General features: G+C 62.7%; 21 protein-coding genes. 2 read left to right on the top strand and 19 right to left on the bottom strand.

Going from position 1 to position 24,913, the window contains the following annotated elements:
- Positions 1-75: 75 nt before the first annotated feature.
- Complete coding sequence (gene msrA / locus B0O95_RS01575; RefSeq protein ID WP_104076358.1) at positions 76-621, bottom strand: peptide-methionine (S)-S-oxide reductase MsrA; 546 nt, start codon at positions 619-621, stop codon at positions 76-78.
- Positions 622-855: 234 nt separating this feature from the next.
- On the opposite strand from msrA, the gene B0O95_RS01570 reads away from it, so the two are divergent.
- On the top strand, positions 856-1,362 hold the full coding sequence (locus B0O95_RS01570; RefSeq protein ID WP_104076274.1) for a flavin reductase family protein: 507 nt from the start codon (positions 856-858) through the stop codon (positions 1,360-1,362).
- A 63-nt stretch (positions 1,363-1,425) separates the two neighbouring features.
- On the opposite strand, the gene B0O95_RS01565 is transcribed toward B0O95_RS01570, so the two are convergent.
- From B0O95_RS01565 to B0O95_RS01500, 13 genes are all read right to left on the bottom strand, one after another.
- Positions 1,426-1,914, bottom strand: a complete 489-nt coding sequence (locus tag B0O95_RS01565) for an Lrp/AsnC family transcriptional regulator (protein WP_104076273.1) — start codon at positions 1,912-1,914, stop codon at positions 1,426-1,428.
- 189 nt (positions 1,915-2,103) lie between these two features.
- On the bottom strand, positions 2,104-3,612 hold the full coding sequence (gene ppx, locus B0O95_RS01560) for an exopolyphosphatase (RefSeq protein WP_104076272.1): 1,509 nt from the start codon (positions 3,610-3,612) through the stop codon (positions 2,104-2,106).
- A gap of 293 nt (positions 3,613-3,905) precedes the next feature.
- A complete protein-coding gene (gene phoR / locus B0O95_RS01555; protein ID WP_104076271.1) occupies positions 3,906-5,219 on the bottom strand; it encodes a phosphate regulon sensor histidine kinase PhoR in 1,314 nt (437 codons plus the stop codon).
- Positions 5,220-5,279: 60 nt separating this feature from the next.
- On the bottom strand, positions 5,280-5,981 hold the full coding sequence (gene phoB, locus B0O95_RS01550; protein WP_104076270.1) for a phosphate regulon transcriptional regulator PhoB: 702 nt from the start codon (positions 5,979-5,981) through the stop codon (positions 5,280-5,282).
- Between the two features lie 53 nt (positions 5,982-6,034).
- Positions 6,035-6,739, bottom strand: coding sequence for a phosphate signaling complex protein PhoU (gene phoU, locus B0O95_RS01545; RefSeq protein ID WP_104076269.1), 705 nt, complete (start codon positions 6,737-6,739; stop codon positions 6,035-6,037).
- Between the two features lie 30 nt (positions 6,740-6,769).
- Complete coding sequence (gene pstB, locus B0O95_RS01540; protein WP_199180405.1) at positions 6,770-7,612, bottom strand: phosphate ABC transporter ATP-binding protein PstB; 843 nt, start codon at positions 7,610-7,612, stop codon at positions 6,770-6,772.
- Positions 7,613-7,635: 23 nt separating this feature from the next.
- Positions 7,636-8,541 (bottom strand): phosphate ABC transporter permease PstA, encoded by a 906-nt coding sequence (gene pstA, locus B0O95_RS01535; RefSeq protein ID WP_199180399.1) that lies wholly within the window; start codon positions 8,539-8,541, stop codon positions 7,636-7,638.
- Entirely contained in the window at positions 8,538-9,521 is a 984-nt protein-coding gene (gene pstC / locus B0O95_RS01530) for a phosphate ABC transporter permease PstC (RefSeq protein ID WP_104076266.1), read from the bottom strand. The genes pstA and pstC overlap by 4 nt, the downstream gene beginning before the upstream one ends.
- 119 nt (positions 9,522-9,640) lie before the next feature.
- On the bottom strand, positions 9,641-10,672 hold the full coding sequence (gene pstS, locus B0O95_RS01525) for a phosphate ABC transporter substrate-binding protein PstS (RefSeq protein WP_104076265.1): 1,032 nt from the start codon (positions 10,670-10,672) through the stop codon (positions 9,641-9,643).
- A 209-nt stretch (positions 10,673-10,881) separates the two neighbouring features.
- Complete coding sequence (gene glmM / locus B0O95_RS01515) at positions 10,882-12,237, bottom strand: phosphoglucosamine mutase (protein WP_104076264.1); 1,356 nt, start codon at positions 12,235-12,237, stop codon at positions 10,882-10,884.
- A 92-nt stretch (positions 12,238-12,329) separates the two neighbouring features.
- The gene (folP, locus tag B0O95_RS01510; RefSeq protein WP_104076263.1) at positions 12,330-13,226 is read right to left on the bottom strand and encodes a dihydropteroate synthase; all 897 of its coding nucleotides are present in this window, start codon (positions 13,224-13,226) and stop codon (positions 12,330-12,332) included.
- Positions 13,227-13,308: 82 nt separating this feature from the next.
- Entirely contained in the window at positions 13,309-15,201 is a 1,893-nt protein-coding gene (gene ftsH, locus B0O95_RS01505; protein WP_104076262.1) for an ATP-dependent zinc metalloprotease FtsH, read from the bottom strand.
- Positions 15,202-15,398: 197 nt separating this feature from the next.
- On the bottom strand, positions 15,399-16,055 hold the full coding sequence (locus tag B0O95_RS01500; RefSeq protein WP_104076261.1) for an RlmE family RNA methyltransferase: 657 nt from the start codon (positions 16,053-16,055) through the stop codon (positions 15,399-15,401).
- A gap of 107 nt (positions 16,056-16,162) precedes the next feature.
- Between B0O95_RS01500 and B0O95_RS01495 the strand changes: the two genes are divergently transcribed.
- Positions 16,163-16,756: a YhbY family RNA-binding protein gene (locus tag B0O95_RS01495; RefSeq protein WP_104076260.1), complete on the top strand. Its 594-nt coding sequence runs from the start codon at positions 16,163-16,165 to the stop codon at positions 16,754-16,756.
- Between the two features lie 110 nt (positions 16,757-16,866).
- On the opposite strand, the gene B0O95_RS01490 is transcribed toward B0O95_RS01495, so the two are convergent.
- The 5 genes from B0O95_RS01490 to B0O95_RS01470 form a co-directional block, all read right to left on the bottom strand.
- Positions 16,867-17,337 (bottom strand): DUF4149 domain-containing protein, encoded by a 471-nt coding sequence (locus B0O95_RS01490; protein ID WP_104076259.1) that lies wholly within the window; start codon positions 17,335-17,337, stop codon positions 16,867-16,869.
- 35 nt (positions 17,338-17,372) lie between these two features.
- Positions 17,373-17,849 carry a transcription elongation factor GreA gene (gene greA / locus B0O95_RS01485; RefSeq protein ID WP_104076258.1) on the bottom strand — a complete coding sequence of 159 codons (477 nt, stop codon included), beginning with the start codon at positions 17,847-17,849 and terminating at the stop codon, positions 17,373-17,375.
- Between the two features lie 150 nt (positions 17,850-17,999).
- Positions 18,000-21,254, bottom strand: a complete 3,255-nt coding sequence (carB, locus tag B0O95_RS01480) for a carbamoyl-phosphate synthase large subunit (protein WP_104076257.1) — start codon at positions 21,252-21,254, stop codon at positions 18,000-18,002.
- Between the two features lie 132 nt (positions 21,255-21,386).
- Positions 21,387-22,547, bottom strand: a complete 1,161-nt coding sequence (gene carA / locus B0O95_RS01475) for a glutamine-hydrolyzing carbamoyl-phosphate synthase small subunit (RefSeq protein ID WP_104076256.1) — start codon at positions 22,545-22,547, stop codon at positions 21,387-21,389.
- Positions 22,548-23,044: 497 nt separating this feature from the next.
- Positions 23,045-24,769 carry a transglycosylase SLT domain-containing protein gene (locus B0O95_RS01470; RefSeq protein ID WP_104076255.1) on the bottom strand — a complete coding sequence of 575 codons (1,725 nt, stop codon included), beginning with the start codon at positions 24,767-24,769 and terminating at the stop codon, positions 23,045-23,047.
- Between the last annotated feature and the right edge of the window lie 144 nt (positions 24,770-24,913).

Genomic DNA, 24,913 nt, shown 5'->3' with positions numbered 1-24,913 from the left:
TGTGCACGGTGTCGCGCAGCGGGCTTGGCCAGGGGCCCTGTCCCGGCGTACCGGCGCGAGCACGGGCTTGCATCGCTATGCGCGGCGCGACTTGAGCCGGTGCGCAAAACGCTGCCGGAACTTGGCCACCTTCGGCGCGATCACGAACGAGCAATAGCCCTGTGCCGGGTGGTTCGCGAAGTAGTTCTGGTGATAGGGTTCGGCCGGCCAATAGTTCCCCGCCAGCGGCTCGATCCGCGTAACGATGGGCGCGTCATAGAGCCGGCGCTCCGCCAGCTCGTCGCGCATCGTCATCGCAATGCGTGCCTGTTCATCCGAATGCGTGAAGATCACCGACCGGTACTGGGTGCCAACGTCGTTACCTTGCCGATTCAGTTGCGTCGGATCGTGCGTAGCAAAGAAAATTTCTAGGATTTCGCGATAACCGATCACCGCCGAATCGAACGTCAGATTGATAACCTCCGCATGCCCCGTATCGCCACTGCACACCGCTTCGTACGATGGAGCGGCGACATGGCCGCCCGCATAACCTGACTCCACGGCCGTGACGCCTTCGACATCCAGGAACACCGCTTCGAGGCACCAAAAACATCCTCCACCCAGCGTCGCCACTTCACTCATCATTGCCCCCTATCAATCCGTCAGGAATCCCCCATCGAGCCAGGCATCCCGTCATCGTGCGACATGCCCGTCGAGCCTTGCCGACCGCCCGCCCCGTCGTCGCACGGTACCGCCCCGCAGATGCCCCCCGGCTGCGCGATCAGCCGGCTCGCGCCCGATCCGCTACAATCGCAGCTTCGCCTCATTTAACGTTTCAGTGTATGTGCGCCCCCGGCGCGCCGCCCGCACTCAACCATGAAGTCCGCCGCCCCTCCCAACTTCGATACTGCCGCGTTCCGGCTCGCACTGGGCGAATTCGCCACCGGCGTGACTATCATCACGACGCGCGCCGAATCGGGACAATTGATCGGCATCACCGCCAGTTCATTCAATTCCGTTTCGCTGGCGCCGCCGCTCGTGCTGTGGAGCCTGGCGAAACGGGCAAGCTCGATGACCGTGTTCGAAGCCAATACACATTATGTCGTCAATGTGCTTGCCGCGTCGCAGCTCGCGCTGTGCCGCCGCTTCGCGACGCTGAAAGGCGATCGATTTGCCGGCGTGGCGCATGCGGCCGGCGACACTGGCATGCCAATCCTGGATGGCGCCCTCGCGTGGTTCGAGTGCCACAATCGCAGCCGCTACGACGAGGGGGATCACGTGATCTTCGTCGGCGAGGTCGAGCGCTGCGGCGTCACTGGTGATGCGCGCGAACCGCTGGTATTCCATCGCGGCGGCTTTCATACCGTCGATCCGCTCGGCTGAGCCCAGCCCAGTTCGGTTAAACCCGGCGCAACCGAATCCGCTCGGCCGAATTCCGCGCAGGCTTCAATGCGCGCGAGGCAGCAGTTCGACCGGGACGCCCGCGCCGTCCTTCAACGTCTGCAGCACGATGTTCGAACGAACATCCATGACGCCCGGCGCCTTGTACAACCGACTGAGGATAAAATCCGAAAAGTGCTTCAGGTTATGTGACAGCACACGCAGCATGTAGTGGCTTTCCCCGGTCACGACGAATGCGCCGACCACTTCAGGCCAATCGCGCAATGCGGCGGCGAACTTCTCGTGCCAATTCGGCTGGTCATTGCGCATTGATACCTGGACGAAGGCCTCCAGCTCGAAGCCCAGCTTCTCGCGGGACAACGACGCACGATAACACTCGATCACGCCCTGCTCCTCGAGCAACCGCATCCGCCTGAGACAAGCAGACGGCGACAGCGCGATCCGCTCCGCCAGCTCAAGGTTGCTGATGCGGCCCTCCTCCTGCAGCAGTGTCAGGATCCGGCAATCAGTCGCATCGAGTGAAATCGCCTGCATAAAATTCTCCCCGCCTCCTTCATCAAAGAATTTTATGCGATTTCGGTTCGGCACCGCACGCCAAATCGCAAGCACTTTCGATACCCGCCCGTTTATCCTTTCGAGCATATAACGGGCCCGCCCCCGCTTTGTCGATGTATGGGATGCCGTGCCCAAGCGCGTGGCGAGCGCGCGTCAAGATAGCGCGCGTCAAGCCAGATAGACGACCCGGTAGTGCCGGCCGATTTTTTTCCACTCAGCCGCCTCCTGGACCAGGCTGTACTCGGTCAGCGGGTTGTCGTCAACCCAGCTGCGCGGCAAATGCACCTCGAAGCCTCCATCATGCTCGCGTACAGCCAACGTCGGGATCGCCACGTCGCCCCGGCGACGGCATAGCAGCACGGCCAGCCGTAGGCAGAACAGCAGGCACCAGTCCAGATCCCGCGCCTGCGCGAGCTTGCCCAGCTTGCCGGCGTGGCCGAGCACGAGCACCGCCAGCCGCGCCTGGTCAGTGCGTGAGAATCCGGGCATGTCGGCATGGCTCGCGATGTACGCCGAATGCTTATGGTAGGCACTGTGCGAGATCGACAGGCCGATTTCATGCAGCATCGCGGCCCAACCAAGCAGCAGCGCTCCCTCCGTGCGCCGCTGCGGATCGGTTTCATTCAGTTGGCCGTAAAAGCCGCTTGCCAGCGCGGCGATGCGCTCGGCTTGCGCGCGATCGACGCCATAACGCCGCGAAAAGCCTTCCACCGTCACCGCACGCATGTCCTGGTGCTGTGAGCGGCCCAGCAAGTCGTACAGCACACCAAGCCGCAACGCACCATCGGTCGTGTCCACGTAGTCGATGCCCAGTTCCTCGAACACCGCCAGCATGATCGACAGACCCCCGGCCAGCACCGGCACACGGTCCGCCTTGAGGGCGGCCAGTTTGAGCCGGTTCACGTTTTCCGCCTTGATCAGCGCGCGCTTCAGGCGCTCCAGTCCACCACGCGTAATGCCGTGTGTCACGCCGGCGTCGTTGAATTGATTGGCCTCGAGCAGTTCCGCGATCGCCCGCGCGGTGCCGGACGAGCCGACCGCCTGATCCCAGCCCGCCCGCTTGTACAGGCTGGAGATGATTTGGATCTCGCGCTGGGCGGCCAGTTCCGCCTGGCGCATCGCGTAGTCGTCGACGTTGCCGCTCGGGAAGAACTGCCGGCTGTGTGTCACGCAACCGATGTACAGGCTCTCCATCATCAGCGGTTCGTATTCCTCGCCGATGATGAACTCGGTCGAACCTCCACCGATATCGAACACCAGCCGCTTGCCGTTGCTCGCCGGCATCGAATGCGCGGCGCCCGCATAAATCAAGCGAGCCTCCTCGCGCCCGGCGATGACCTCGATCGGAAAGCCCAGTGCGCGTTCGGCCTCGCCAAGAAACTCGCCGGCGTTCTTCGCGACCCGCAGCGTGTTGGTGGCCACCGCCCGCACGTGGTCCGGATGAAAATCGCGCAGCCGCTCGCCGAAGCGCTTGAGCGCGTCCCAGCCACGTAACTGCGATGGCCGGTCGAGGAACTTGTCACGCGTGAGGCCGGCAGCGAGCCGCACGGGCTCGCGCAACGCGTCCACTGGGTAAATCTGCGTGCCGGCGGAAGTTTCCTCCACGCGTGCGACGATGAGCCGAAAGCTATTGGATCCTAGGTCGGCGGCAGCGAGCAGGTGCGGGGTCTTGTGCATGAGTCAATGGCGGGCCGGATTGCCGACCGTACCAAAATAACGGATAGAATGGGTGACAGTGCCGTTCTGGTTGCAGCGCGTCATAACCTTATCATCATACTGTGATAGCTTCCGCAAGTGCCTGAGCCCCCGGTGCCGATGCTTGAACGCGGCTGGTGAAGCCCTGTTGGTGCCGGCGCTTGAACGCGGCTGGTGAAGCGCCGTTGGCGCCAGCACTCGAACGCGGCTGGTGAAGCCCTGTTGGTGCCAGCACTCGAACGCGGCTGGCGAAGCGCCGTTGGCGCCAGCATACGTCAGGCCGCCCCACTGCGCCCGTGTGTCACCCGCGACGGCGGGAAACTGACTGAGAACGTGCTGCCCTTGCCCTCCTCGCTGGCAATATGCAAGTAGGCATCGTGGCGTTGCAGCACGTGCTTGACGATCGCCAGCCCGAGCCCGGTGCCGCCGGTGTCGCGCGAGCGGCTGCGATCTACGCGATAGAAGCGCTCGGTCAGCCGCGGGATATGCTCGGCCGGAATGCCCAGCCCGGTGTCGGCGACACTAAACACGGCGCCGTCACGCTCGGCGCGCCACGTCACCTGGATTGACCCACCGTCCGGGGTATAGCGGATCGCATTGCTAACCAGGTTGCCGAGCGCACTGAGGATTTCGTTTTCCGTTCCCACCACGTTAAGTTCGTCGTCGGTTTCGAATCTGAAGTGGTGCCGCCCGCCCGACAATCCCGACGCTTCGTTACGCAGATGCTGCAGCATCGCGCGCATGTCGATTGGCTGCTCGGCCGACGGCTTGGCGTCGCCCTCCAGATTGGCGAGCACCAACAGGTCGTTGACGATCGTCTGCATCCTTGCCGCCTGCTGCGCCATGATATCCAGGTATCGGCCGCGATCCAATTCCGAAATCGGCAACTCGCGCATCGTCTCGAGAAATCCGGACAGCACGGTCAACGGCGTTTTCAGCTCATGTGACACATTGGCGACGAAGTCACGCCGCATCGCATCGGTGCGCTCCAACTCGGTAATATCCTGGGTAAGGACCAGCTTGCGGTTATCACCATACGGGAAAACCTGCACCGACAGGATATGTTGCCGGCTCGTGCCCATGCCCCGCATCGTCAACGCCTTGTCGTACTGATGGCTGTTTAGGTAGCGCACAAAATCGGGCTGGCGCACCAGGTGGGTAACGTGCTGGCGCAAATCGCGTTTCACGTCGAGCCCGAAGTGCTGTTCACCGATCGCATTGCACCATTCAATCTGGTTGCGGTCGTCGAGCATCATCACGCCGTTGGGTGAGGCCTGGATGCCCTGGATGAACCGCGTATGCTGCTGCTCCACCTGCCGCACCTGTGCGTGCCACCGCTTGGCAAGCCGATGCAAGCGGTAGTAAATCTCGCCCCACAACCCCGGCGCACTCGGCACTTCCCCATAGACCGGCGCATCGAGCAGCCGCCACAGGCGGTGCGTATGGTAGGTGTTGAAAAGCGACTGCGCGAGCAGCGCGAGCAACGCGAACGACAGCGCCGCGTCCACATTGACCGCAAAGGCGATTGCCGTGGCGACACAGCCCAGCAAGACCAGCGACACGAGCGAGCGCGCCCAAATAATATTCATGTCGGAGCGAAGAGTGCCGCGGGACAAGCGACGAAGGTGCGTGTGCCGACGACGCCAGCGTCAGACTGTCTTGGCCAGCCGGTAGCCGCTGCCGCGTACTGTCTCAATCATAGCATCGCAGCCGGCCGGCTTGAGCGCGGCACGCAACCGCTTGATGTGCACGTCCACCGTGCGCTCTTCGACAAACACGTGGTCGCCCCATACCTGGTCGAGCAGTTGCGTGCGGCTGTGCACGCGTTCCGGATGCGTCATGAAGAAATGCAGCAGGCGGAACTCGGTCGGTCCAAGGTCGAGCTGGGTTTGCTCGCCGTTGCTGTTCGCCGCGACGCGATGCGTCGCCGGGTCCAGTCGCAGGCCGTTAATCGACACGATATCCTCGGTGAGCTGCGGCGCGCGGCGTCGCAGCACCGCCTTGATACGTGCCATCAACTCCTTGGGAGAAAACGGCTTGGTCACGTAGTCATCGGCGCCGATCTCCAACCCGAGCACCTTGTCATGCTCCTCGCCCCGTGCGGTCAGCATGATGATCGGGATGTGCTTGGTGCGCTCGTTGTTACGCAACTCGCGTGCGAATGCGACACCCGACTTGCCAGGCAGCATCCAATCGAGCAACACCAGGTCCGGCAGGACATCACTGATCAGATTCTGCGCCTGCTCGGCGTTGTACGCGCGAATCGGACAGTGTCCCGCGTGCTGCAGGTTCACCGAAATCAACTCGACAATCGCGGGCTCGTCCTCGATCACGAGAATGCTGCTGGGCATCGGCACCTCTTTCGCCTTTCTAGGATCGTACAATTAAACGAAGCAGCGCAGTCCTACGACAGCGCCTCACGCTCGAGCTGATCGCGCGGCACGTGCCGCACGTCCGTGCCCTTGACGATGTAGATGATGAACTCAGCGATGTTCTTCGCGTGGTCACCGATGCGCTCGACCGCCTTGGCGACGAACAGCAGATCCAGCCCAACCGAAATCGTGCGTGCATCTTCCATCATGTATGTCACGAGCTTGCGCACGAACGCCCGGAATTCCTCGTCGATCGCCTTGTCGTCGCGCACGATCTGCGCGGCAGCGACCGTGTCCAGCCGGGCAAACGCGTCCAGCGCGCGACGCAGGATCGACGTCGCCATGTCGCCGGCCAGACGGATTTCCGCGATGTTCACTGTGCGCGCGTTGCCATCCTCTATGATTCGCTTCACGCGCTTGGCGATCTTCTCGGCTTCGTCGCCGGCGCGTTCCAGGTTCGTGATCGTCTTCGAGATGGCCATCAGCAGCCGCAAGTCGCGCGCCGCGGGCTGGCGCCGCGCGATGATATGACTGCACGCCTCATCGATCTCGACTTCCATCGAGTTGAGCCGCGCCTCGTCGGCGATCACTTGGTCGGCCACCTCGGCGTCAAAATGGTTCAACGCCTGCATCGCCTTGATGATCTGCGACTCCACCAGCCCCCCCATCTCGAGGACCCTGGACGAAACCTGGTTCAGGTCCGCCTCGAACTGACTGGACAAATGCTTGTCGGACATGATGCTCTCCCGTCTTGGCAATCGGCTCGATTAACCGAAGCGACCTGTAATGTAGTCTTCTGTTTCCTTGCGCACCGGCTTGATAAAAATTTTCTCAGTGTCCCCAAACTCGATCAGCTCGCCCAGGTACATATAGGCAGTGTAGTCCGAACAGCGCGCCGCCTGCTGCATGTTGTGCGTGACGATGACCACCGTATAGTCGCCCTTCAGTTCAGCGATCAACTCCTCGATGCGGCCGGTCGAGATCGGATCGAGCGCCGAGCATGGCTCGTCCAGCAGCAGCACTTCGGGACGGATTGCAATGCCACGCGCGATGCACAGCCGCTGTTGCTGGCCGCCGGACAACCCATAGCCGCTTTGCTTCAGCTTGTCCTTCACTTCGGTCCACAGCGCGGCCTTGGTCAGGGCCCATTCGACGCGGTCATCCATTGCCGAGCGCGACAAGGTCTCGAACATCCGCACGCCAAACGCGATGTTGTCGTAGATCGACATCGGAAACGGCGTCGGTTTCTGAAACACCATGCCGACCCGCGCGCGCAGCAACGAGATGTCGCGGGTGGTCGCGAGCAGGTTCTCGCCGTCCATCAGGATCTCGCCCTCGGCGCGTTGCTCCGGATACAGCGCGAACATCTTGTTGAACGTGCGTAGCAGCGTGGATTTGCCGCAACCGGACGGGCCGATGAATGCGGTGACCTGCTTCTCGGGAATGCTCAAATTGATGTTCTTCAACGCATGGTACTTACCATAGAAGAAGTTCAGGTTCTTCACCTCGATCTTCGGCTGTGCCAGCACGCGGGCGCCGCTTTTGGCCGGATCGAGCAGAATCGGCGTGTTGGCGCCGGTACGAGAAGGGTCGAGGTGGCACTCAGCCATGTTCATGGATATTCTTCCGTCGCTTACTTCGAAAACAACGCGCGGGCCAAAATGTTCAGGCCCAGCACGCCCAGCGTAATCAGGAACACGCCTGCCCACGCGAGCGATTGCCACTGCGGGAACGGACTCATCGCGAACTTGAAGATCGTATAGGGCAGGTTTGCGATCGGCTGATTCAGGTTCAGGCTGAAGAACTGATTCGATAGCGCGGTGAACAGCAGGGGGGCGGTTTCGCCGGCGATACGCGCGAGCGCCAGCAGCACGCCCGTCGTGATGCCCGCTACCGACGCCTTCAACGTGATCGATATCACCATTTTCCACTTCGGCGTGCCGAGTGCGAATGCCGCCTCGCGCAGTGCATTGGGCACCAGCTTCAGCATATTCTCCGTGGTGCGGATCACGATCGGGATCTGCAACAGCGCAAGCGCCACCACACCGGCCCAGCCACTGAAGTGCCCCATGCGAGCGACCACCAGCGCGTAGACGAACAGGCCAACGACAATGGACGGCGCGGACAACAGGATGTCGTTGATAAAACGCGTCATGCCGGCTAGCAGGTTGGATTGACCGTACTCGGCCAGATAGACGCCGGCCAGAATACCGATCGGCGTGCCAAACAGCGTGGCCAACGCCACCAGCGCAAGGCTGCCGACGATCGCGTTGGCCAGCCCGCCGCCGTCCGTGTTCGGTGGCGGCGTCGATTCGGTGAACAGCGTCAGCGACAGTCCATCGACGCCCAGGCGCAGCGTCGTGAACAAGATCCATACTAACCACACCAGGCCAAAGGCCATGGCCAGCAACGACAGGGTCAACGCGATTGCGTTGGTACGACGGCGACGCGCCTGCAACCGGATACGCGTCGCATCACGGGCGTTCGTGCTACCCGACGACACGAGATCTGACGCACGAGAATGTACGGGGCGGCTCATCGTGCGACCTCCCCTTTTTCCAGACGCAACAGCATCAACTTGGACAAAGCGAGCACGATGAAGGTAATCAAGAACAGGATCAGGCTCAGCTCCATCAATGCTGCCGTATGCAGCCCGGGCTGGGCCTCGGCGAATTCATTGGCCAACGCCGACGTGATGCTGTTGCCCGGAGCGAACAACGAAGCACCGGACAGCAGATTAGTGTTGCCGATCACGAACGTGACCGCCATGGTCTCGCCGAGCGCACGACCCAAGCCGAGCATGATGCCGCCGATCACACCAGTCTTCGTGAACGGCAGCACGATTTTCCACATGACTTCCCAGGTCGTACAGCCAATGCCGTACGCGGACTCCTTGAGCAGGACCGGGGTCACTTCGAACACGTCGCGCATGACCGCGGAGATATACGGGATGGTCATGATCGCGAGGATGACGCCGGCGGCCAGGATGCCGATGCCCACCGGCGGGCCGGCCACCAGCGCACCGACCAGCGGCATCGAACCGAGCACGGTTTGCAGCGGCTTCTGGAACCCGCTCGCAAAGATCGGTGCAAACACCAACAGACCCCACATGCCGTAGACGATGGACGGAATCGCGGCCAGCAGCTCGATCGCGATGCCCAACGGGCGCCGCAGCCAGGCAGGTGAGAGTTCGGTCAGGAACAGCGCAATGCCAAAGCTGACTGGTACCGCGATGATCAGGGCGATCAGCGATGTGGCGATCGTGCCGTAGATCGGCACCAGCGCGCCAAATTGATCGGAGGGTGGATCCCAATCAGCGCGCCACAGGAACGAAAAGCCGAACTTTTGGAGGGTCGGCAGGGACGAGATGATTAGCGAAACGATGATCCCGCCAAGCATTAGCAAGGTCACGATCGCGGCAAGCCGCGCCAGCCCACCGAAGACGATGTCACCTGTGCGGCCCGGCACTTTCATTGCACTGTTGCCGCCCGAGCCGGATGCATTCTGAACGTCGGCCATGATGCCTCTTCACAGGCCACGCGGCGCAACGCTCGCGCGCGTAGCCGGTTGTCGTCAACGCACCACGCGCCGGCGCGGCGCGAAGCGGTTGCGCCCGCCGCGCCGACACGGGATGCCGGTTACTCGGCGAGCGCCTTGCCCGCGCCGTCCTTCACCTTCGACTTCCACTGCGTGCGAATTTCACTGACAACCGATTCCGGCAGCGAGATGTAGTCCAGTTCGTTCGCGGCCTGCGTGCCGTTCTTGAATACCCAGTCGAAGAACCTGAGCGTCTCCTTGCCTTGCTCAGGCTTGTCCTGCGCGGCGTGCAGCAGCACGAACGTCGCGCCGACCACCGGCCAGGCTTGCTTGCCCGGCTGGTTCGTCAGGATCTGGTAGAAGGACTTCTTCCAGTTGGCGCCGGCGGCCGCGGCTTTGAACGTTTCGGTCTTCGGCTCGACGACCGTGCCAGCCTGGTTCTTCAGCGCAGTGTAGGTCATATGGTTTTGCTTCGCATAGGCCCATTCGACGTAGCCGATCGAGCCAGGCAGGCGCTGCACGAACGCAGCCACACCGTCATTGCCTTTGCCGCCGGTGCCCACCGGCCAATTCACCGTCGTGCCTTCGCCGACCTTCGACTTCCACCCGGCGCTCACCTTCGACAGGTAGTTCGTCCAGATGAAGCTTGTACCTGACCCGTCGGCGCGACGCACCACAACGACATCGGTATCCGGCAGGTTCACCTTCGGATTGAGCGCGGCGATCGCCGGGTCATTCCACTTCTTGATCTTGCCCAGGTAGAGATCGCCCAGCACTTCGCCGGACAGCACCAGTTCGCCGGCCCTGATACCCGGCACGTTGATCACCGGCACCACGCCGCCGACCACGGTCGGGAATTGGAACAGGCCATCCTTGGCGAGCGCATCGTCCTTCAGCGGTGCGTCCGAGCCGGCGAAGTCGACCGTCTTCGCGATGATCTGCTTGATGCCGCCGGACGATCCGATACCCTGGTAGTTGACCTTGCCGCCGCCCGACTTTTGATAGGCATCGGCCCACTTCGTATAAATCGGCGCCGCGAACGTGCTGCCCGCGCCGGTGATATCGGCAGCCTGCACGGACCAGGCAAACAGGGCGCCGACAACGCCGGCGATCGCGGTGTGCATCGATTTCATGAGACCTCCAAGGGTGAGCGCACTTGAGACATCGCGAAGCTTAGGCGGCGTATGTGACAGTGATGTGACATTCGGTGAATCAATTTTGACCGTCACATTACCGACCAACGTGCTCGTGCCAACCAATCCGCTCCAGCTTGCAGGTTTGCGCTCTAACTTGTAGGCTTACAGTTCAGCCTGCGGGCTTTTTTACCGCGCCGGTGCCCAGGTCACCCCGCGGTCGCCGCGCGCGCGACTTCGGCAATGGCTTGCGCGTGGCCGCTTGCCTCGTCAGCCCGCTGCGCCTCGACCATCACGCGCAGCACCGGTTCAGTGCCGGACGCGCGGATCAGCACTCGGCCGCACTGGCCCAATTCGCGCTCGGCCTGCGCGACAGCTTCGCGAATCTCGATACTGCCTTTCCAATCGGCACCCGGCGTCATCCGCACGTTGACCAGCGTCTGTGGAAACAATGTCAGCCCGCCGAGCAGTTGAGCCAGCGTCTGACCGCTACGTTTGATCGCGGCGAGCACGAGCAGCGCCGATACGATGCCGTCGCCGGTCGTATGGCGGTCCAGCGACAGGATGTGGCCGGAGCCTTCGGCGCCGAGTTGCCAACCCCGTTCGCGCAGTTGCTCCAAGATATAGCGATCACCTACCGCGGCACGCACGAATTCGACGCCGAGCTGCTGCAGCGCGACCTCCACCGCTAGGTTCGTCATTAGCGTGCCGACCGCGCCCGGCACCGATCCGTGTGTGACGATGCGGTCCTTCACGAGCACGTACAGTAGCTCATCGCCGTTATACAGGCGGCCGGACGCGTCGACGACCTGCAACCGGTCCGCGTCGCCGTCCAGCGCGATGCCCAGATCGGCATGATTGGCGCGCACGGCCGCCACCAGCGCGTCAGGTGCGGTCGCACCCACCCCGTCATTGATATTGAAGCCGTTCGGGGCAACACCGATCGATACGACCTCGGCTCCCAGCTCGTGGAACACGTGCGGCGCGACCTGATATGCCGCGCCGTTCGCACAATCGACGACGAGCTTCAGTCCACGCAGGTCGAATGCGGCCGGAAACGTGCCCTTGCAGAACTCGATATACCGTCCTGCCGCGTCATCCAGACGCCGCGCCTTACCGAGCCGCTCGGACGGCGCACACGTCATCGGTTGCTCGAGCTGGTCCTCGATCGCATGCTCGACCTCGTCGGGCAGCTTGTTGCCGTGGCCCGAAAAGAACTTGATACCGTTGTCGTAATACGGGTTGTGCGACGCGCTGATCACGACGCCGGCGGCCAGGCGCAGCGCGCGCGTCAGATACGCGATGCCTGGCGTGGGCATCGGGCCCGCCAGCATCACGTCGATGCCGGCCGCCGAGAATCCCGCTTCCAACGCCGCCTCGAGCATATAGCCCGAAACCCGCGTGTCCTTGCCGATTAATACGGTCGGCCGCCCGCTGCCCGGGGTGTCCGCGCCGGCCAGAACCTTGCCCGCTGCATAGCCGAGCCGCAGCACGAAATCCGGGGTGATCGGCGGCTCGCCCACCTTGCCGCGGATACCGTCCGTGCCGAAATAACGACGACTCATGTTGAACTCCTTTTTTTCGTACTGTGCGACGCGTCCACCGGTGTGCGCCGCGCACGCCGCAACGTGCGTCGCCTCGGTTGCTGTTTATCGTTCTAGCCGTGCACAGACTGGGCGTCGTACCACGGTCGTGCCCGCATCGCCTGCCAAACCTTCAATGCATCGACCGTCGGCGCGACATCGTGCACGCGCACAATCGCCGCGCCTCGATCGACCGCCGCCAGCATGCCGGCAAGGCTACCGGCCATCCGCTGCTGCGGCATGCTGCGACCCGTGGCCACGCCGATCATCGACTTACGCGACAGCCCCACAAGACTTGGCACGCCGGCGGGCACGGCGTGCGGCAACTCACGCAGCAGCGTGAAATTGTGCTCGGCCGTCTTGCCAAAACCAAAGCCCGGATCGACACAGAGCCGGTCCGCGGCGATCCCGGCGCGCCCCAGTGACCGGATCCGCTCGTCGAGAAAGTCGCGAACCTCCGCGACGACATCGCGGTACTGCGGCTCGCGTTGCATCGTACCGGGCTCGCCTTGCATATGCATCACACACAGCCCGCAACGCGTGTCGCGTACCGCATCGAGCGCGCCGGGCTGACGCAGGCCCCAGATATCGTTGATCAAGTCCGCGCCGGCGTCGAGCGCGGCACGCATCACCTCGGGCTTGTACGTATCGATCGAGATCGGCACGCCCGTATCACGCAACACGTCGATCAAAGGCAGCACCCGCGTCAGTTCCTCGTCCAGCGAGACCGGCGGTGCGCCGGGCCGCGTCGATTCGCCACCGATGTCGATCAGGTCCGCCCCCTCGTCGATCATCTGTTGGGCGCGCGCACGCGCGGCATCATAGCCAACGAAACGTCCGCCATCGGAGAACGAATCTGGCGTCACGTTCAAAATGCCCATCACTAGGGGCCGCGCCAGCGTAAGCCTGAAGCGGCCACATTGCAACGTCGCGCCGGCGGCCGGGCCGGTTGTGCTAGAAGTACTCGACATCGAATAGGCGTACCCGGGAGAAAATAAATGACAAAGGGCTGGTGCACCAGCACCAGCCCTTGGCGGGGAAACGGTTGTGGTTTTACGCGGGGGCGGTCGCGCCCGGCGCGGGCTTCACCTCGGCGCCGCCACCCGTGCCGCCGCTCGGCGCGTCGCCGGACGACGGGGGCAGGTTCTTTGGCGGACGCGGATCATTGCCAGACATGATGTCGTTGATCTGGTCGGCGTCGATCGTCTCCCATTCGAGCAGCGCCTTGACCATCGCCTCGACCTTTTCGCGGTTATCCTCCAGCAGCGTGCGCGCCAGCGCATATTGCTCGTCGAGGATGCGGCGAATCTCCGCGTCGACCTTCTGTTGGGTCGCCTCGGACACCGAGCGCGACGACATCCGGCCGAACATGCCGTCCTGCTCAGTATCGATATAGACCATCGTCCCAAGCACGTCGGACATGCCGTAGCGCGTCACCATATCGCGGGCCATCTTGGTCGCCCGCTCGAAGTCATTGGACGCGCCGGTCGACATCGAATTCAAGAAGACTTCCTCGGCAGCCCGGCCGCCAAACAGGATCGCGATCTCCTCGAGCATCTTGTCGCGGTACAGGTTGACGCGATCATGCTCGGGCAACTGCCACGTGACGCCCAGCGCCCAGCCGCGCGGCATAATCGTCACCTTGTGAACTGGATCGGCGTGCGGCAGCAGCTTCGCGACGACCGCATGGCCCGACTCGTGATACGCGGTATTGCGACGCTCCTCTTCGCGCATCACGGCTGACTTGCGCTCCGGGCCCATGAAGATCTTGTCCTTGGCATCCTCGAAATCCTGCATCTCGACAATGCGCTTGCCGCGACGCGCGGCGAACAGCGCCGCCTCGTTCACCAGGTTCGCGAGGTCCGCGCCGGAAAAGCCTGGCGTGCCGCGCGCCACCACTGACGCATCGACATCGTTTGAAATCGGCACTTTGCGCAGATGGACCTTCAGGATCTGCTCGCGTCCCCGGATGTCCGGCAAGCCGACGTAGACCTGACGGTCGAAACGTCCGGGACGCAGCAGTGCTTTGTCGAGCACGTCGGAGCGATTGGTCGCGGCAATGACGATCACGCCTGAATTGGCCTCGAAACCGTCCATTTCGACCAACATTTGATTCAGCGTCTGTTCGCGCTCGTCGTTGCCGCCGCCCATGCCGGCGCCGCGATGGCGGCCGACCGCGTCGATTTCGTCAATGAAAACGATACAGGGCGCGTGCTTCTTCGCCTGTTCGAACATATCGCGCACGCGTGCTGCGCCCACGCCGACGAACATTTCAACGAAGTCCGAACCCGAAATACTGAAGAACGGCACCTTCGCTTCACCGGCGATCGCACGCGCAAGCAACGTCTTGCCGGTCCCCGGCGGTCCGACGAGCAGCACACCGCGCGGAATACGGCCGCCGAGCTTCTGAAACTTCTGCGGATCGCGCAGGAAATCGACTAGCTCGGTCACTTCCTCCTTCGCCTCATCGCAGCCCGCGACGTCGGTAAAATTCACCGCATTGTTGTTTTCATCGATCAGCCGTGCGCGCGACTTGCCGAACGAAAACGCCCCGCCTTTGCCGCCGCCTTGCATCTGTCGCATCATGTAAAACCAGAACCCGATGATCAGGATCGTCGGTCCGAGGTAGTACAGCGCGGACACCAGCGCGTTCGGTTCATCATCGGCCTTGCCGCTGACCTGCACGCCATACTTCATCAGGTCGCCGACCATCCAGATGTCGCCGGGCGACACAATCTGATATTTCTGGCCGTCCGCAGGAGTGACGGTGAGGTTGCGGCCCTGGACGATGACGTTCTTGATCTTGCCATTCTTCGCGTCGTCCATGAACTGCGAATACGTGACGCCTTCCTGGACGCGGGGCTTGTCGAACTGCTTGAACACCGTAAACAGCACCAGTGCGATGACAAGCCACACTGCCGCCTTGGAAAACATGTTGTTGTTCAACGCACCACTCCTTCACTCATATAGGGCGGCATCCGACTTCCAGCCAGAAAGCCAACCACCTTTGGGCATTCTAATCCAGTCCGCCTCCCCCTGCCATAGCGATTGATTCTCGGGCGGATAGCGAAAAACTTGAAAAAACCCACGCGTTTCGGCGCGCAATACCGAAACAGTACGCTACCGAACCAATATTCCTGCATTCACGCCCGCGGATGCTTCAGCACCCGACCGAGAATAAACGTTTCCGACGATTTGTCGCGCGAGGCCTTCGGCTTGCGCGCCGCCACGGTCTTGAACTGCTGCTTGAACCGCTCGACGATCTGACTGTAGCCGCTGCCATGAAAACACTTAACCAACAGAGCTCCCTGTGGTGTCAAGTGATCCTGCGCGAATTCGAGTGCCAAATCGCACACGTGCTCGATCCGCGCCGCATCCGCCACCGCGACACCCGACAGGTTGGGAGCCATGTCGGAAATTACAAGGTCTACCGCGCGGCCATCAACGGCCGCCTCCAGCTGCGCCAGTATCACATCGTCGCGGAAATCGCCCTGGATGAACGTCACGTCGGCGATCGGCTCCATCGGCAGCATATCCAGCGCAATGATCGTGCCGTCAATGCCGCCGCCGGCACGGTGAGGACTGGCTGCCAGCTTGTTGCGCGCGTATTGGCTCCAGCTTCCCGGTGCGGCGCCCAGGTCGACGATCACCTGTCCGGGCCGGATTAGTTTGTCCTGTTCGTCGATTTCCTTGAGCTTGTACGCCGCGCGTGCCCGATATCCGTCGCGCTGCGCGAGCTTGACGTACGGATCATTGATGTGGTCATGTAACCACGATTGATTGAAACGGTTTTTTGCCATAAAAGAGTTTAAATGTGGCCCGAGCGACACGGTGACGGCTCTTTTGGCGGATAATAAGCGTCTTTTGCGGCCGCGTTGGCCGCGGCCCTGCTTGCCGGATTACCCACATGCCTGCCCTTACCCTTTCCTCCGCCGAGCGCAGCGCGCTGCGCTCGCAAGCCCATCCGCTGAAGCCAGTCGTCCTGATCGGCGCAGATGGATTGACCGACGCGGTGCTCAACGAGATCGACGTGCACCTGAACGCGCATGAGTTGATTAAGATCCGCGTGTTCGGCGACGAGCGCGACGAGCGTGCGGCGCTTTACGACACGATCTGTGACCGTCTGTCGGCGGCGCCCATTCAGCATATCGGCAAGCTGCTGGTGATCTGGAGGCCGCGACGCGACGACACCGCTGCCAGCGCCCCGCGCGGCACGGCCTCGCGCGCGCCCCGCACGGCCCAGGCCCGCCGCGCCGCGCCACAGCGCAACGCCGACGTGCCGAGCGCTGGCACCGCCCGCTGCGCCGCGCGCCGCGACACGTCGACGGCCGGTGCCGCGCCACGTGTCGTCAAGGTTGTGAAACCGTCCAACACGATACGGCGCCCAAAGCCGCAATTGGTCAAGGTGCTCGGCAATGAACGCGTCACCTCTGGTGGCAATGTCAAAAAGGCGAAAAAGCGACAGACAAGTCCGAAGCGCCAGCACCAGTCTAACAAATAGGCGCCACCGACCTGCTACCGGATCCCGCGCGTCCACGCGCGACGCTTGACGGCATGCGATTGCGCCCAGCCTGCACGGCGAGCGCACCGTGATGGCGGCGGGGCGATCGCTCAGAACATCGACCGCGTGGCGACCGGCAAGCGCCACACCAGCACGAGGCCGAGCAGGCTTTGCACCAGATAGATGGCGCTGGATGCGAAGTGCAAAGCACCAAAGCGCGCCGCATAGGCGGAATCTCCGACATCCGTCCCGGCTTGCTGCGCCGCGACGCGCAATTCGTTCATGAACGGCTGCAGCGCGAAGTAACCGACCAGCACGCATACCAGCATCGCGATGATCACCCAACGCGCGGCCCGGTACGCCCGGTCGCCGCGCTTAACAAACGCGTGCGCGAACCCGAGCAGCACGATACCGGCCACCACGCCGATCACCGCCTGCGTGTGGAACAGCGAGGCGGCGACCGTGCCCGCACTCACGCGATCGAGCGACGCGAACAGGGTCGGCGCAGCCAGGTAGCCGGTGCTGACGAGACTGCCGACCCACAGCATCGCGAGCAGGCGGAACAGGCGCTGTGCAATCATCGTTCGAATGGCGCAATCAACAGGAGCATGACATTTTACTCGTAACGTACCGTGATGATCTCGTACTCGCGCACGCCGCTGGGCGCTTGCACCGCCGCCACATCGCCCTCGAACTTGCCAATCAACGCGCGAGCAATTGGCGAACTGACCGAGATCAGCCCATGTTCGAGATCCGCCTCGTCGTCTCCAACGATTTGGTAGGTGACCTTGTCACCCGAATCGAGATCCTCGAGATCGACGGTGGCGCCGAATACGATGCGCCCGTCCGCATCGACCGCCTTCGGATCGATGATCTGCGCGGCCGACAATTTCGATTCGAGTTCAGCGATGCGGCCCTCGATAAACGCCTGCTTCTCCTTCGCGGCATCGTACTCGGCGTTTTCCGATAAATCACCTTGTGCACGCGCCTCGGCGATCGCGTGGATCACCAACGGACGCTCGACCAACTTCAGTCGTTGCAATTCGTCACGCAGTTGGTCAGCACCGCGCTTCGTCAGTGGAATAGTGCTCATAAAAGGCTCAGGATTAAAAAAATTACCGCGGTTGATCGCATCCCATTTCGGGATACCGCTCAACCGCGGCTCATAGGGCTACTTCGGGTACCACCGACGGGTACAAACGCATCTTACCTCATCTGCGCAAGCACGCCGCCGGATCGACAATCAGTTTAGGCGAGCATGAAGCCCTTGTAAATCATAGACCTCAAGGTTTTTCAAATAGCGCAGGCCTTCGACTGCAGCGCGCGCACCGGACATCGTCGTGTAGTACGTCACCTTGTTCGCCTGCGCGCTCATGCGAATCGAGCGCGAATCGGCGATCGCGGTCCGGGTTTCATCGACAGTCGTGAACACGAGCGCGATTTCGCCGTTCTTGATCATGTCGACGATATGCGGCCGACCGTCCTTGACCTTGTTGACGACTTTGACCGGCACGCCTGCAGCCGCAATCGCCGCGGCCGTTCCCTTCGTCGCGACCAACGGATAGCCTAGCTCGTGCAGCATGCGCGCTACCTCGACGGCCTTGGGCTTATCCGCGTCCATCACGGTCAGCAGCACGGTGCCCGAGGCGGGCAGCCGCGAGCCAGCAGCTAGTTGCGACTTGAACAGCGCCTCGCCGAACGTGCGTCCAACGCCCATCACTTCACCGGTCGAACGCATCTCCGGTCCCAGCACCGGATCGACAGCCGGGAACTTGATGAACGGGAACACCGCCTCCTTCACGCTAAAGTAAGGCGGCTCAACCTCCCGTGTCACCCGCTGCGCGGCCAGCGTCTGTCCGACCATCGCGCGCGCGGCGATCTTGGCCAGTTGCAGCCCGGTCGCCTTCGATACGTACGGCACCGTGCGTGACGCGCGCGGATTGACTTCCAGCACGTAGATCACATCGCCGAGCGTGCCGTCGGCCTGCGGCACCTGCTGGATGGCGAACTGCACGTTCATCAGCCCGATCACGTTCAGCGCCCGCGCCATCGCCGCGGTCTGCCGCTTGAGTTCGGTCACGGTCGCAGCCGACAGCGAGTAGGGTGGCAGCGAGCAGGCAGAATCGCCAGAGTGCACGCCCGCCTGCTCAATATGCTCCATGACACCGCCGATGAAGACCGCACTGCCGTCACAAATGCAATCAACATCACATTCGATCGCATCATTCAGGAATCGATCCAGCAACACCGGCGAATCGTTCGATACCTTGACCGCTTCGCGCATGTAGCGTTCCAGGTCGCGCGGCTCATGCACGATCTCCATCGCGCGGCCGCCCAGCACGTAGGAGGGACGCACGACAAGCGGATAGCCGATCTCGCCGGCCAGCTGCAGCGCTTCGTCCTCGGTGCGAGCGGTCCGATTCGGCGGCTGACGCAGGTCGAGCGATTGCAACAGCTTCTGGAAGCGCTCGCGGTCCTCGGCCGCATCGATCATGTCCGGCGATGTACCCACGATCGGCACACCATTGGCCTCCAGATCCAGCGCAAGCTTCAACGGCGTCTGGCCGCCATATTGCACGATCACGCCGAGCGGCTTTTCCTTGTCGACGATCTCGAGCACGTCCTCCAGCGTCAGCGGCTCGAAATAGAGCCGATCCGACGTGTCATAGTCGGTCGATACCGTTTCCGGATTGCAGTTGACCATGATCGTCTCGTAGCCGTCCTCGCGCATCGCCAGCGCGGCATGCACGCAGCAATAGTCGAATTCGATGCCCTGGCCAATCCGGTTCGGGCCGCCGCCCAGCACCATAATCTTTTTGTTCGTCGTCGGCTGCGCCTCGCACTCCTGCTCGTACGTCGAGTACATGTAGGCGGTTTTCGTCGCAAACTCCGCCGCGCAGGTGTCCACGCGTTTGTATACCGGCCGCACATTCAACTCGATGCGACGCGCGCGTACCTCCGCCGGGCTTGCGCCCGTAAGCTTGGCCAGGCGCCGGTCCGAGAAGCCGCTCTGCTTCAGGTACAACAGCTCGTCGCGCGACAGGCTGGCCAGCGAGCGTGCGGCGAGCGCTTTTTCCTTCAGCACGATCTGCTCGATCTGGGCGAGGAACCACGGATCAATCCCGGTTTCGTCGAAGATCTCGTCGCGCGACAGTCCCGCGCGGAATGCATCGCCGACATACCAGATCCGGTCCGGACCCGGCGTGCCGATCTGCTCGACAATCTCGTCACGGTCCGTGGACTTTTCGTCCAGTCCGTCCACGCCGACCTCCAACCCCCGCAGCGCCTTCTGAAACGATTCCTGGAACGTGCGTCCGATCGCCATCACCTCGCCGACGGACTTCATCTGGGTGGTCAAGTGCGGATCGGCCTCGCGAAATTTCTCGAACGCAAAGCGCGGCACCTTCGTGACCACGTAGTCAATCGTCGGCTCGAACGAGGCCGGCGTCTGGCCACCGGTGATCTCGTTCTTCAATTCATCCAGCGTATAGCCGACCGCGAGCTTGGCTGCAACCTTCGCGATCGGGAATCCCGTTGCTTTCGATGCGAGCGCGGATGAGCGCGACACGCGCGGATTCATCTCGATCACGATCATGCGACCATCGCGCGGATTGATCGCAAATTGCACGTTCGAGCCACCGGTATCGACGCCGATCTCGCGCAGCACCGCGAGCGACGCGTCGCGCATCAACTGGTATTCCTTGTCGGTCAGCGTCTGTGCAGGCGCGACGGTGATCGAGTCGCCGGTATGGATACCCATCGGATCGAGATTCTCGATCGAGCAGACAATGATGCAGTTGTCGTGCCGGTCACGCACGACCTCCATCTCGAATTCCTTCCAGCCCAGCAGCGATTCCTCGATCAGCAACTCGCGCGTGGGCGACAGATCTAGGCCGCGCTTGCAGATCTCCTCGAACTCGACACGGTTGTATGCAATACCGCCCCCCGAGCCGCCGAGCGTGAACGATGGCCGGATCACCACTGGATAGCCCGCGCCGCCAGTCGCCTGCGCAATCTCGGCCTGAACCTTCAGCGCCTCTTCCCACGAGTGCGCAATCCCCGACTTGGCCGAGCCCAGCCCGATCCGGTCCATCGCCTCCTTGAATTTCTGCCGATCCTCGGCCTTGTCGATCGCCGCGGGCGACGCGCCGATCAACTCGACGCCGTATTTGTCCAGCACACCGTGCCGATGCAGGTCCAGCGCACAGTTCAGCGCGGTCTGGCCTCCCATCGTCGGCAGGATCGCGTCGGGACGCTCCTTCGCGATGATCGTCTCGACGACTTCCCAGGTGATCGGTTCGATGTACGTAACGTCGGCCGTGTCCGGGTCGGTCATGATCGTCGCTGGATTGCTGTTGACCAGGATCACCTTATAGCCTTCCTCGCGCAGCGCCTTGCACGCCTGCGCGCCGGAATAGTCAAACTCGCACGCCTGGCCGATGATGATCGGCCCCGCGCCGATGATAAGAATACTGTTGATGTCTGTCCGCTTGGGCATAACGCTACTCGCTGGTGTGCGCGTGTATCGCGCTGATATTCGTGTCTTCGGTATTGCGGTGCGGCGCATGTTGCACACGCACCTGCACGCCGCCTGGCGCACCGCGGGCAATGAGCCGCCCGCCGCGCGGCGCTACGCGGCGCTCGTGGCGCAGCTGCGGCCGGTCTTGCTCGCCTCGATCAGGTCAACGAACCGGTCGAACAGGTAGCCAATGTCGTGCGGCCCTGGCGATGCTTCCGGATGCCCCTGAAAGCAGAACGCGGGCTTATCTTGCAGCGCGAACCCCTGCAGCGTGCCATCGAACAGCGAGACGTGCGTGACCTTCGCGTTGGCCGGCAGCGTCGACGCGTCTACCGCGAAGCCGTGGTTCTGCGAGGTGATCACGACCTTGCCGTTGTCCAGATCCTTGACCGGGTGATTGGCGCCATGGTGGCCGGTCTTCATCTTCAACGTCTTCGCGCCGACAGCCAGCGCCATGATCTGGTGGCCCAGGCAAATGCCAAACGTCGGCACGCCGCGCTCGATCAATTCGCGCGTCGCGGCGATCGCGTAATCGCACGCTTGCGGATCACCGGGCCCGTTGGACAGGAACACGCCATCTGGATCGAACGCGAGCGCGTCGGCGACGCTCGATTGCGCGGGCAGCACGGTCACATGGCACCCTCGCTCAGCAAGCATGCGCAGAATATTGCGCTTGATGCCGTAGTCGAACGCGACCACCCGGTACTGCGGTGTTGGTTGTGCCCGGTAGCCTGCACCCAGACGCCATTCGGCCTCGGTCCACTCGTAGCGCGCGTGCGTCGACACGACTTTTGCCAAATCCATGCCGGCCAGGCCCGGGAACGAGCGCGCCAGCTCGACCGCCTGCTGTTCGTCGGTCCCGACGAGGATGCAGCCGTTCTGCGCGCCCCGCTCGCGCAGGATGCGGGTCAACCGGCGCGTGTCCAGACCGGCAATCGCGACCACGCCCTCGCCGGCCAAATAGTCAGACAACGTGCGTTGAGAGCGGAAATTCGACGCCAGCACCGGCAAGTCGCGAATCACCAGACCGGCTGCATGGACGCGACCCGACTCGACGTCCTCGTCGTTCACGCCGACATTGCCGATGTGCGGATACGTCAGCGTGACGATCTGGCGCGCGTAGCTGGGGTCGGTGAGAATTTCCTGATAACCGGTGATCGCAGTATTGAACACCACTTCACCAATCGTGTGGCCGGTGGCGCCGATCGAGTAGCCGCGCAAAACGGTGCCATCGGCAAGCGCGAGCAGAGCGGGAGAAAAAGACGGCAACACGGGAGGCTCCTTCCGGGGACACCCTGCTGCCGACCAGTCGTCCTTGTCCGGGGGGCGCATTGCCCGCCTCCGGGCCAGTTCGACTCACGGACGACGTGCACAAGCGGTCCCGCTGCGGGCGACAGCTCCGATAAAATCGGGCGCGCGGCGGACGAGCGGTTTGGGGACGGTAGGCGCTAGGGTGCGGGTTGATTAACTTAAACTTTCAAATTATAACTTGAAACCGATCCTGCCTCAAAATCCATCGGTTCAACGGCCCAGTGTCGGCCACGCTTCAGTTTTAGCCCATTTTCAACCGGATCGGCGCGGCGCGTCCTCGGCAGTCCCGGTCGCCTCTTGTCGCAGCCCACTTCCCGCCCGCGCGTCGCAGGCCTCCCGCCCGATAAATCGAGCGCGGAAACGAAATCGCCACAGTCTGCACTGCGGCGATGAAAAGCGTGAGCGATCGGAGCGTCATATACGTGCGCCCCACAACCCACCCCCGATGCACGGGTCGCCTATTTTGCCTTGCGTCTGCGCGCGTCGCCCGTGGTCTTCGCGCGGCTCGCGACTGCGGCCTTGGTCTGACCGGCGGACGCCGGCGCCGCCTTGCCGGCCCCGGTGGACGCAGCAGCGCCCGCCGACTTCGCCGCACCCTTGCCCGCCTTCGCCTTGCCTACCTTGCTGCGAACCGGCTCGGCAACGCGCACGATGCTCGCACGGCCCCTGCGCGCATCGTAGCGCGAAACGACTCGCCTGTTCTGCGCACGCGCCGAAATCTTCTCCACGCGGCCCGCGCGCGGCGCCAACACCTCCTTAGCGATCGCCCGCCGGACCGGTACGTGCAATATCAGCCGCTGCCCCGCCATCACCGTGTTGCGCCGCGTATGGTTCCATGCCTTGATCTGCGCGACCGTCACGCCATAGCGCCGGGCCACCGCCGCGATCGACTGCCCGCGCCGCACGCGAATCAACATCTTGCGCGTATCGGGCACGTCCGGCTCCATCGCAAGTACCGCGTTTTCCGCGACGTCGGCGCTGATATCCTCATCGTCGCCATCGTCCTTGGGCACCAGCAGCGTCGAGCCAGGCTTGAGCCGCATGCCGGCTGGAATCTTGTTGACCGTCATCAGCATGCCCGAGTCGACGCCGATTTTCTTGGCCAGCACCGCCGGGGTCGCGCGCTCGGTCACCTTGTACGTCTTCCACGTCGACAGGCTGCCGTCGTAGGCTTTCAAGTTGCGCTCAAACACATTCGCGTTCTCAAACGGCAGCAGAATCTGCGGTTGCGATGCGCCGAGAATCACCGGTTGCTTGAAGCCGGGGTTCAGCGAGCGAAACTCGTCCAGCGAAAGGCCTGCGAGCTTGGACGCCACCTTGACGTCGATGTCGCGCGCGGTCGTCACCGTGACGAAGTACGGGTGATTCGGGATATCTGGCAACCTCAGCCCATATTGCCGCGGGTTCATCACGATGTTTTTCACCGCCTGCAGCTTGGGCACATAGTTGCGCGTCTCGGACGGCATCGGCAGGCTTTGATAATCGGTCGGCAGCCCGCGCGCCAGGTTGCGCGCAATCGCGCGTTTCACGCTGCCCTCGCCCCAGTTGTACGCAGCCAGCGCCAGATACCAGTCGCCGAACATGCCGTGCAGCTTCGTCAGATAATCGAGCGCCGCACTGGTCGAGGCGACGACGTCGCGCCGTTCGTCCTGAAACATGTTCTGTTTCAGTTTGAAGGTGCGGCCCGTGCCGGGCACGAACTGCCACATGCCGGCGGCCTTCGCGACCGATAGCGCATGCGGGTTGAACGCCGACTCGACGAACGGCAACAGCGCCAACTCCGTTGGCATATGCCGCTGCTCAAGCTCTTCGACGATGTGATACAGGTACTTCTTCGAGCGTTCAGTCATACGCTCGACGTAGTCGGGGCGCTGCGCGTACCAATTCGTCTGCATGTCGACCAGATTGCTTTGCAGGTCCGGGATCTGGACGCCGGCGCGAATCCGGCTCCACAAGTCATCGGAGCCTTGCAATTCTTGCACGCTGCCATGATCAACGTCGATGGTGTGCTTGGACGAGGACAGCGCGGCATGCTTCTGGATGGGATTGCCTTCGACGAGCTGCAGGTTCTGCGAGGTGGAAAGCGTGGAGGAAGCCGGTTGAGAGGGTTGCGCCGTATTCTTGCCACTGCTCGCGCAGGCGGCGAGCAACAGTGTCAACAGCGCGCTGAGTATCAATCGCATCGAACGTCTCGGATTCCAAAGGGGCGCCGGAAAATTGGGTCCGATAGTACGCAGAACGCGTGCGACGCGTCAACCTAAAAACTGTAAAAAAGCCTGCAAAATCCGGGCGTTGACGCCTGTTCTTCAGGTTTCGTGCGAAATCCG

The sequence above is a fragment of the Mycetohabitans endofungorum genome, assembly GCF_002927045.1.
Classification (GTDB): Bacteria; Pseudomonadota; Gammaproteobacteria; order Burkholderiales; family Burkholderiaceae; genus Mycetohabitans; species Mycetohabitans endofungorum.
This window is presented reverse-complemented; position numbering and strand designations above follow the sequence as displayed.

What these genes read in the sequence shown, in the direction of transcription:
- msrA (WP_104076358.1), bottom strand. Translation starts at nt 621, where the DNA reads ATGAGTGAAGTGGCGACGCTGGGTGGAGGATGTTTTTGGTGCCTCGAA.
- B0O95_RS01570 (WP_104076274.1), top strand. Translation starts at nt 856, where the DNA reads ATGAAGTCCGCCGCCCCTCCCAACTTCGATACTGCCGCGTTCCGGCTC.
- B0O95_RS01565 (WP_104076273.1), bottom strand. Translation starts at nt 1,914, where the DNA reads ATGCAGGCGATTTCACTCGATGCGACTGATTGCCGGATCCTGACACTG.
- ppx (WP_104076272.1), bottom strand. Translation starts at nt 3,612, where the DNA reads ATGCACAAGACCCCGCACCTGCTCGCTGCCGCCGACCTAGGATCCAAT.
- phoR (WP_104076271.1), bottom strand. Translation starts at nt 5,219, where the DNA reads ATGAATATTATTTGGGCGCGCTCGCTCGTGTCGCTGGTCTTGCTGGGC.
- phoB (WP_104076270.1), bottom strand. Translation starts at nt 5,981, where the DNA reads ATGCCCAGCAGCATTCTCGTGATCGAGGACGAGCCCGCGATTGTCGAG.
- phoU (WP_104076269.1), bottom strand. Translation starts at nt 6,739, where the DNA reads ATGTCCGACAAGCATTTGTCCAGTCAGTTCGAGGCGGACCTGAACCAG.
- pstB (WP_199180405.1), bottom strand. Translation starts at nt 7,612, where the DNA reads ATGGCTGAGTGCCACCTCGACCCTTCTCGTACCGGCGCCAACACGCCG.
- pstA (WP_199180399.1), bottom strand. Translation starts at nt 8,541, where the DNA reads ATGAGCCGCCCCGTACATTCTCGTGCGTCAGATCTCGTGTCGTCGGGT.
- pstC (WP_104076266.1), bottom strand. Translation starts at nt 9,521, where the DNA reads ATGGCCGACGTTCAGAATGCATCCGGCTCGGGCGGCAACAGTGCAATG.
- pstS (WP_104076265.1), bottom strand. Translation starts at nt 10,672, where the DNA reads ATGAAATCGATGCACACCGCGATCGCCGGCGTTGTCGGCGCCCTGTTT.
- glmM (WP_104076264.1), bottom strand. Translation starts at nt 12,237, where the DNA reads ATGAGTCGTCGTTATTTCGGCACGGACGGTATCCGCGGCAAGGTGGGC.
- folP (WP_104076263.1), bottom strand. Translation starts at nt 13,226, where the DNA reads ATGTCGAGTACTTCTAGCACAACCGGCCCGGCCGCCGGCGCGACGTTG.
- B0O95_RS01500 (WP_104076261.1), bottom strand. Translation starts at nt 16,055, where the DNA reads ATGGCAAAAAACCGTTTCAATCAATCGTGGTTACATGACCACATCAAT.
- B0O95_RS01495 (WP_104076260.1), top strand. Translation starts at nt 16,163, where the DNA reads ATGCCTGCCCTTACCCTTTCCTCCGCCGAGCGCAGCGCGCTGCGCTCG.
- B0O95_RS01490 (WP_104076259.1), bottom strand. Translation starts at nt 17,337, where the DNA reads ATGATTGCACAGCGCCTGTTCCGCCTGCTCGCGATGCTGTGGGTCGGC.
- greA (WP_104076258.1), bottom strand. Translation starts at nt 17,849, where the DNA reads ATGAGCACTATTCCACTGACGAAGCGCGGTGCTGACCAACTGCGTGAC.
- carB (WP_104076257.1), bottom strand. Translation starts at nt 21,254, where the DNA reads ATGCCCAAGCGGACAGACATCAACAGTATTCTTATCATCGGCGCGGGG.
- B0O95_RS01470 (WP_104076255.1), bottom strand. Translation starts at nt 24,769, where the DNA reads ATGCGATTGATACTCAGCGCGCTGTTGACACTGTTGCTCGCCGCCTGC.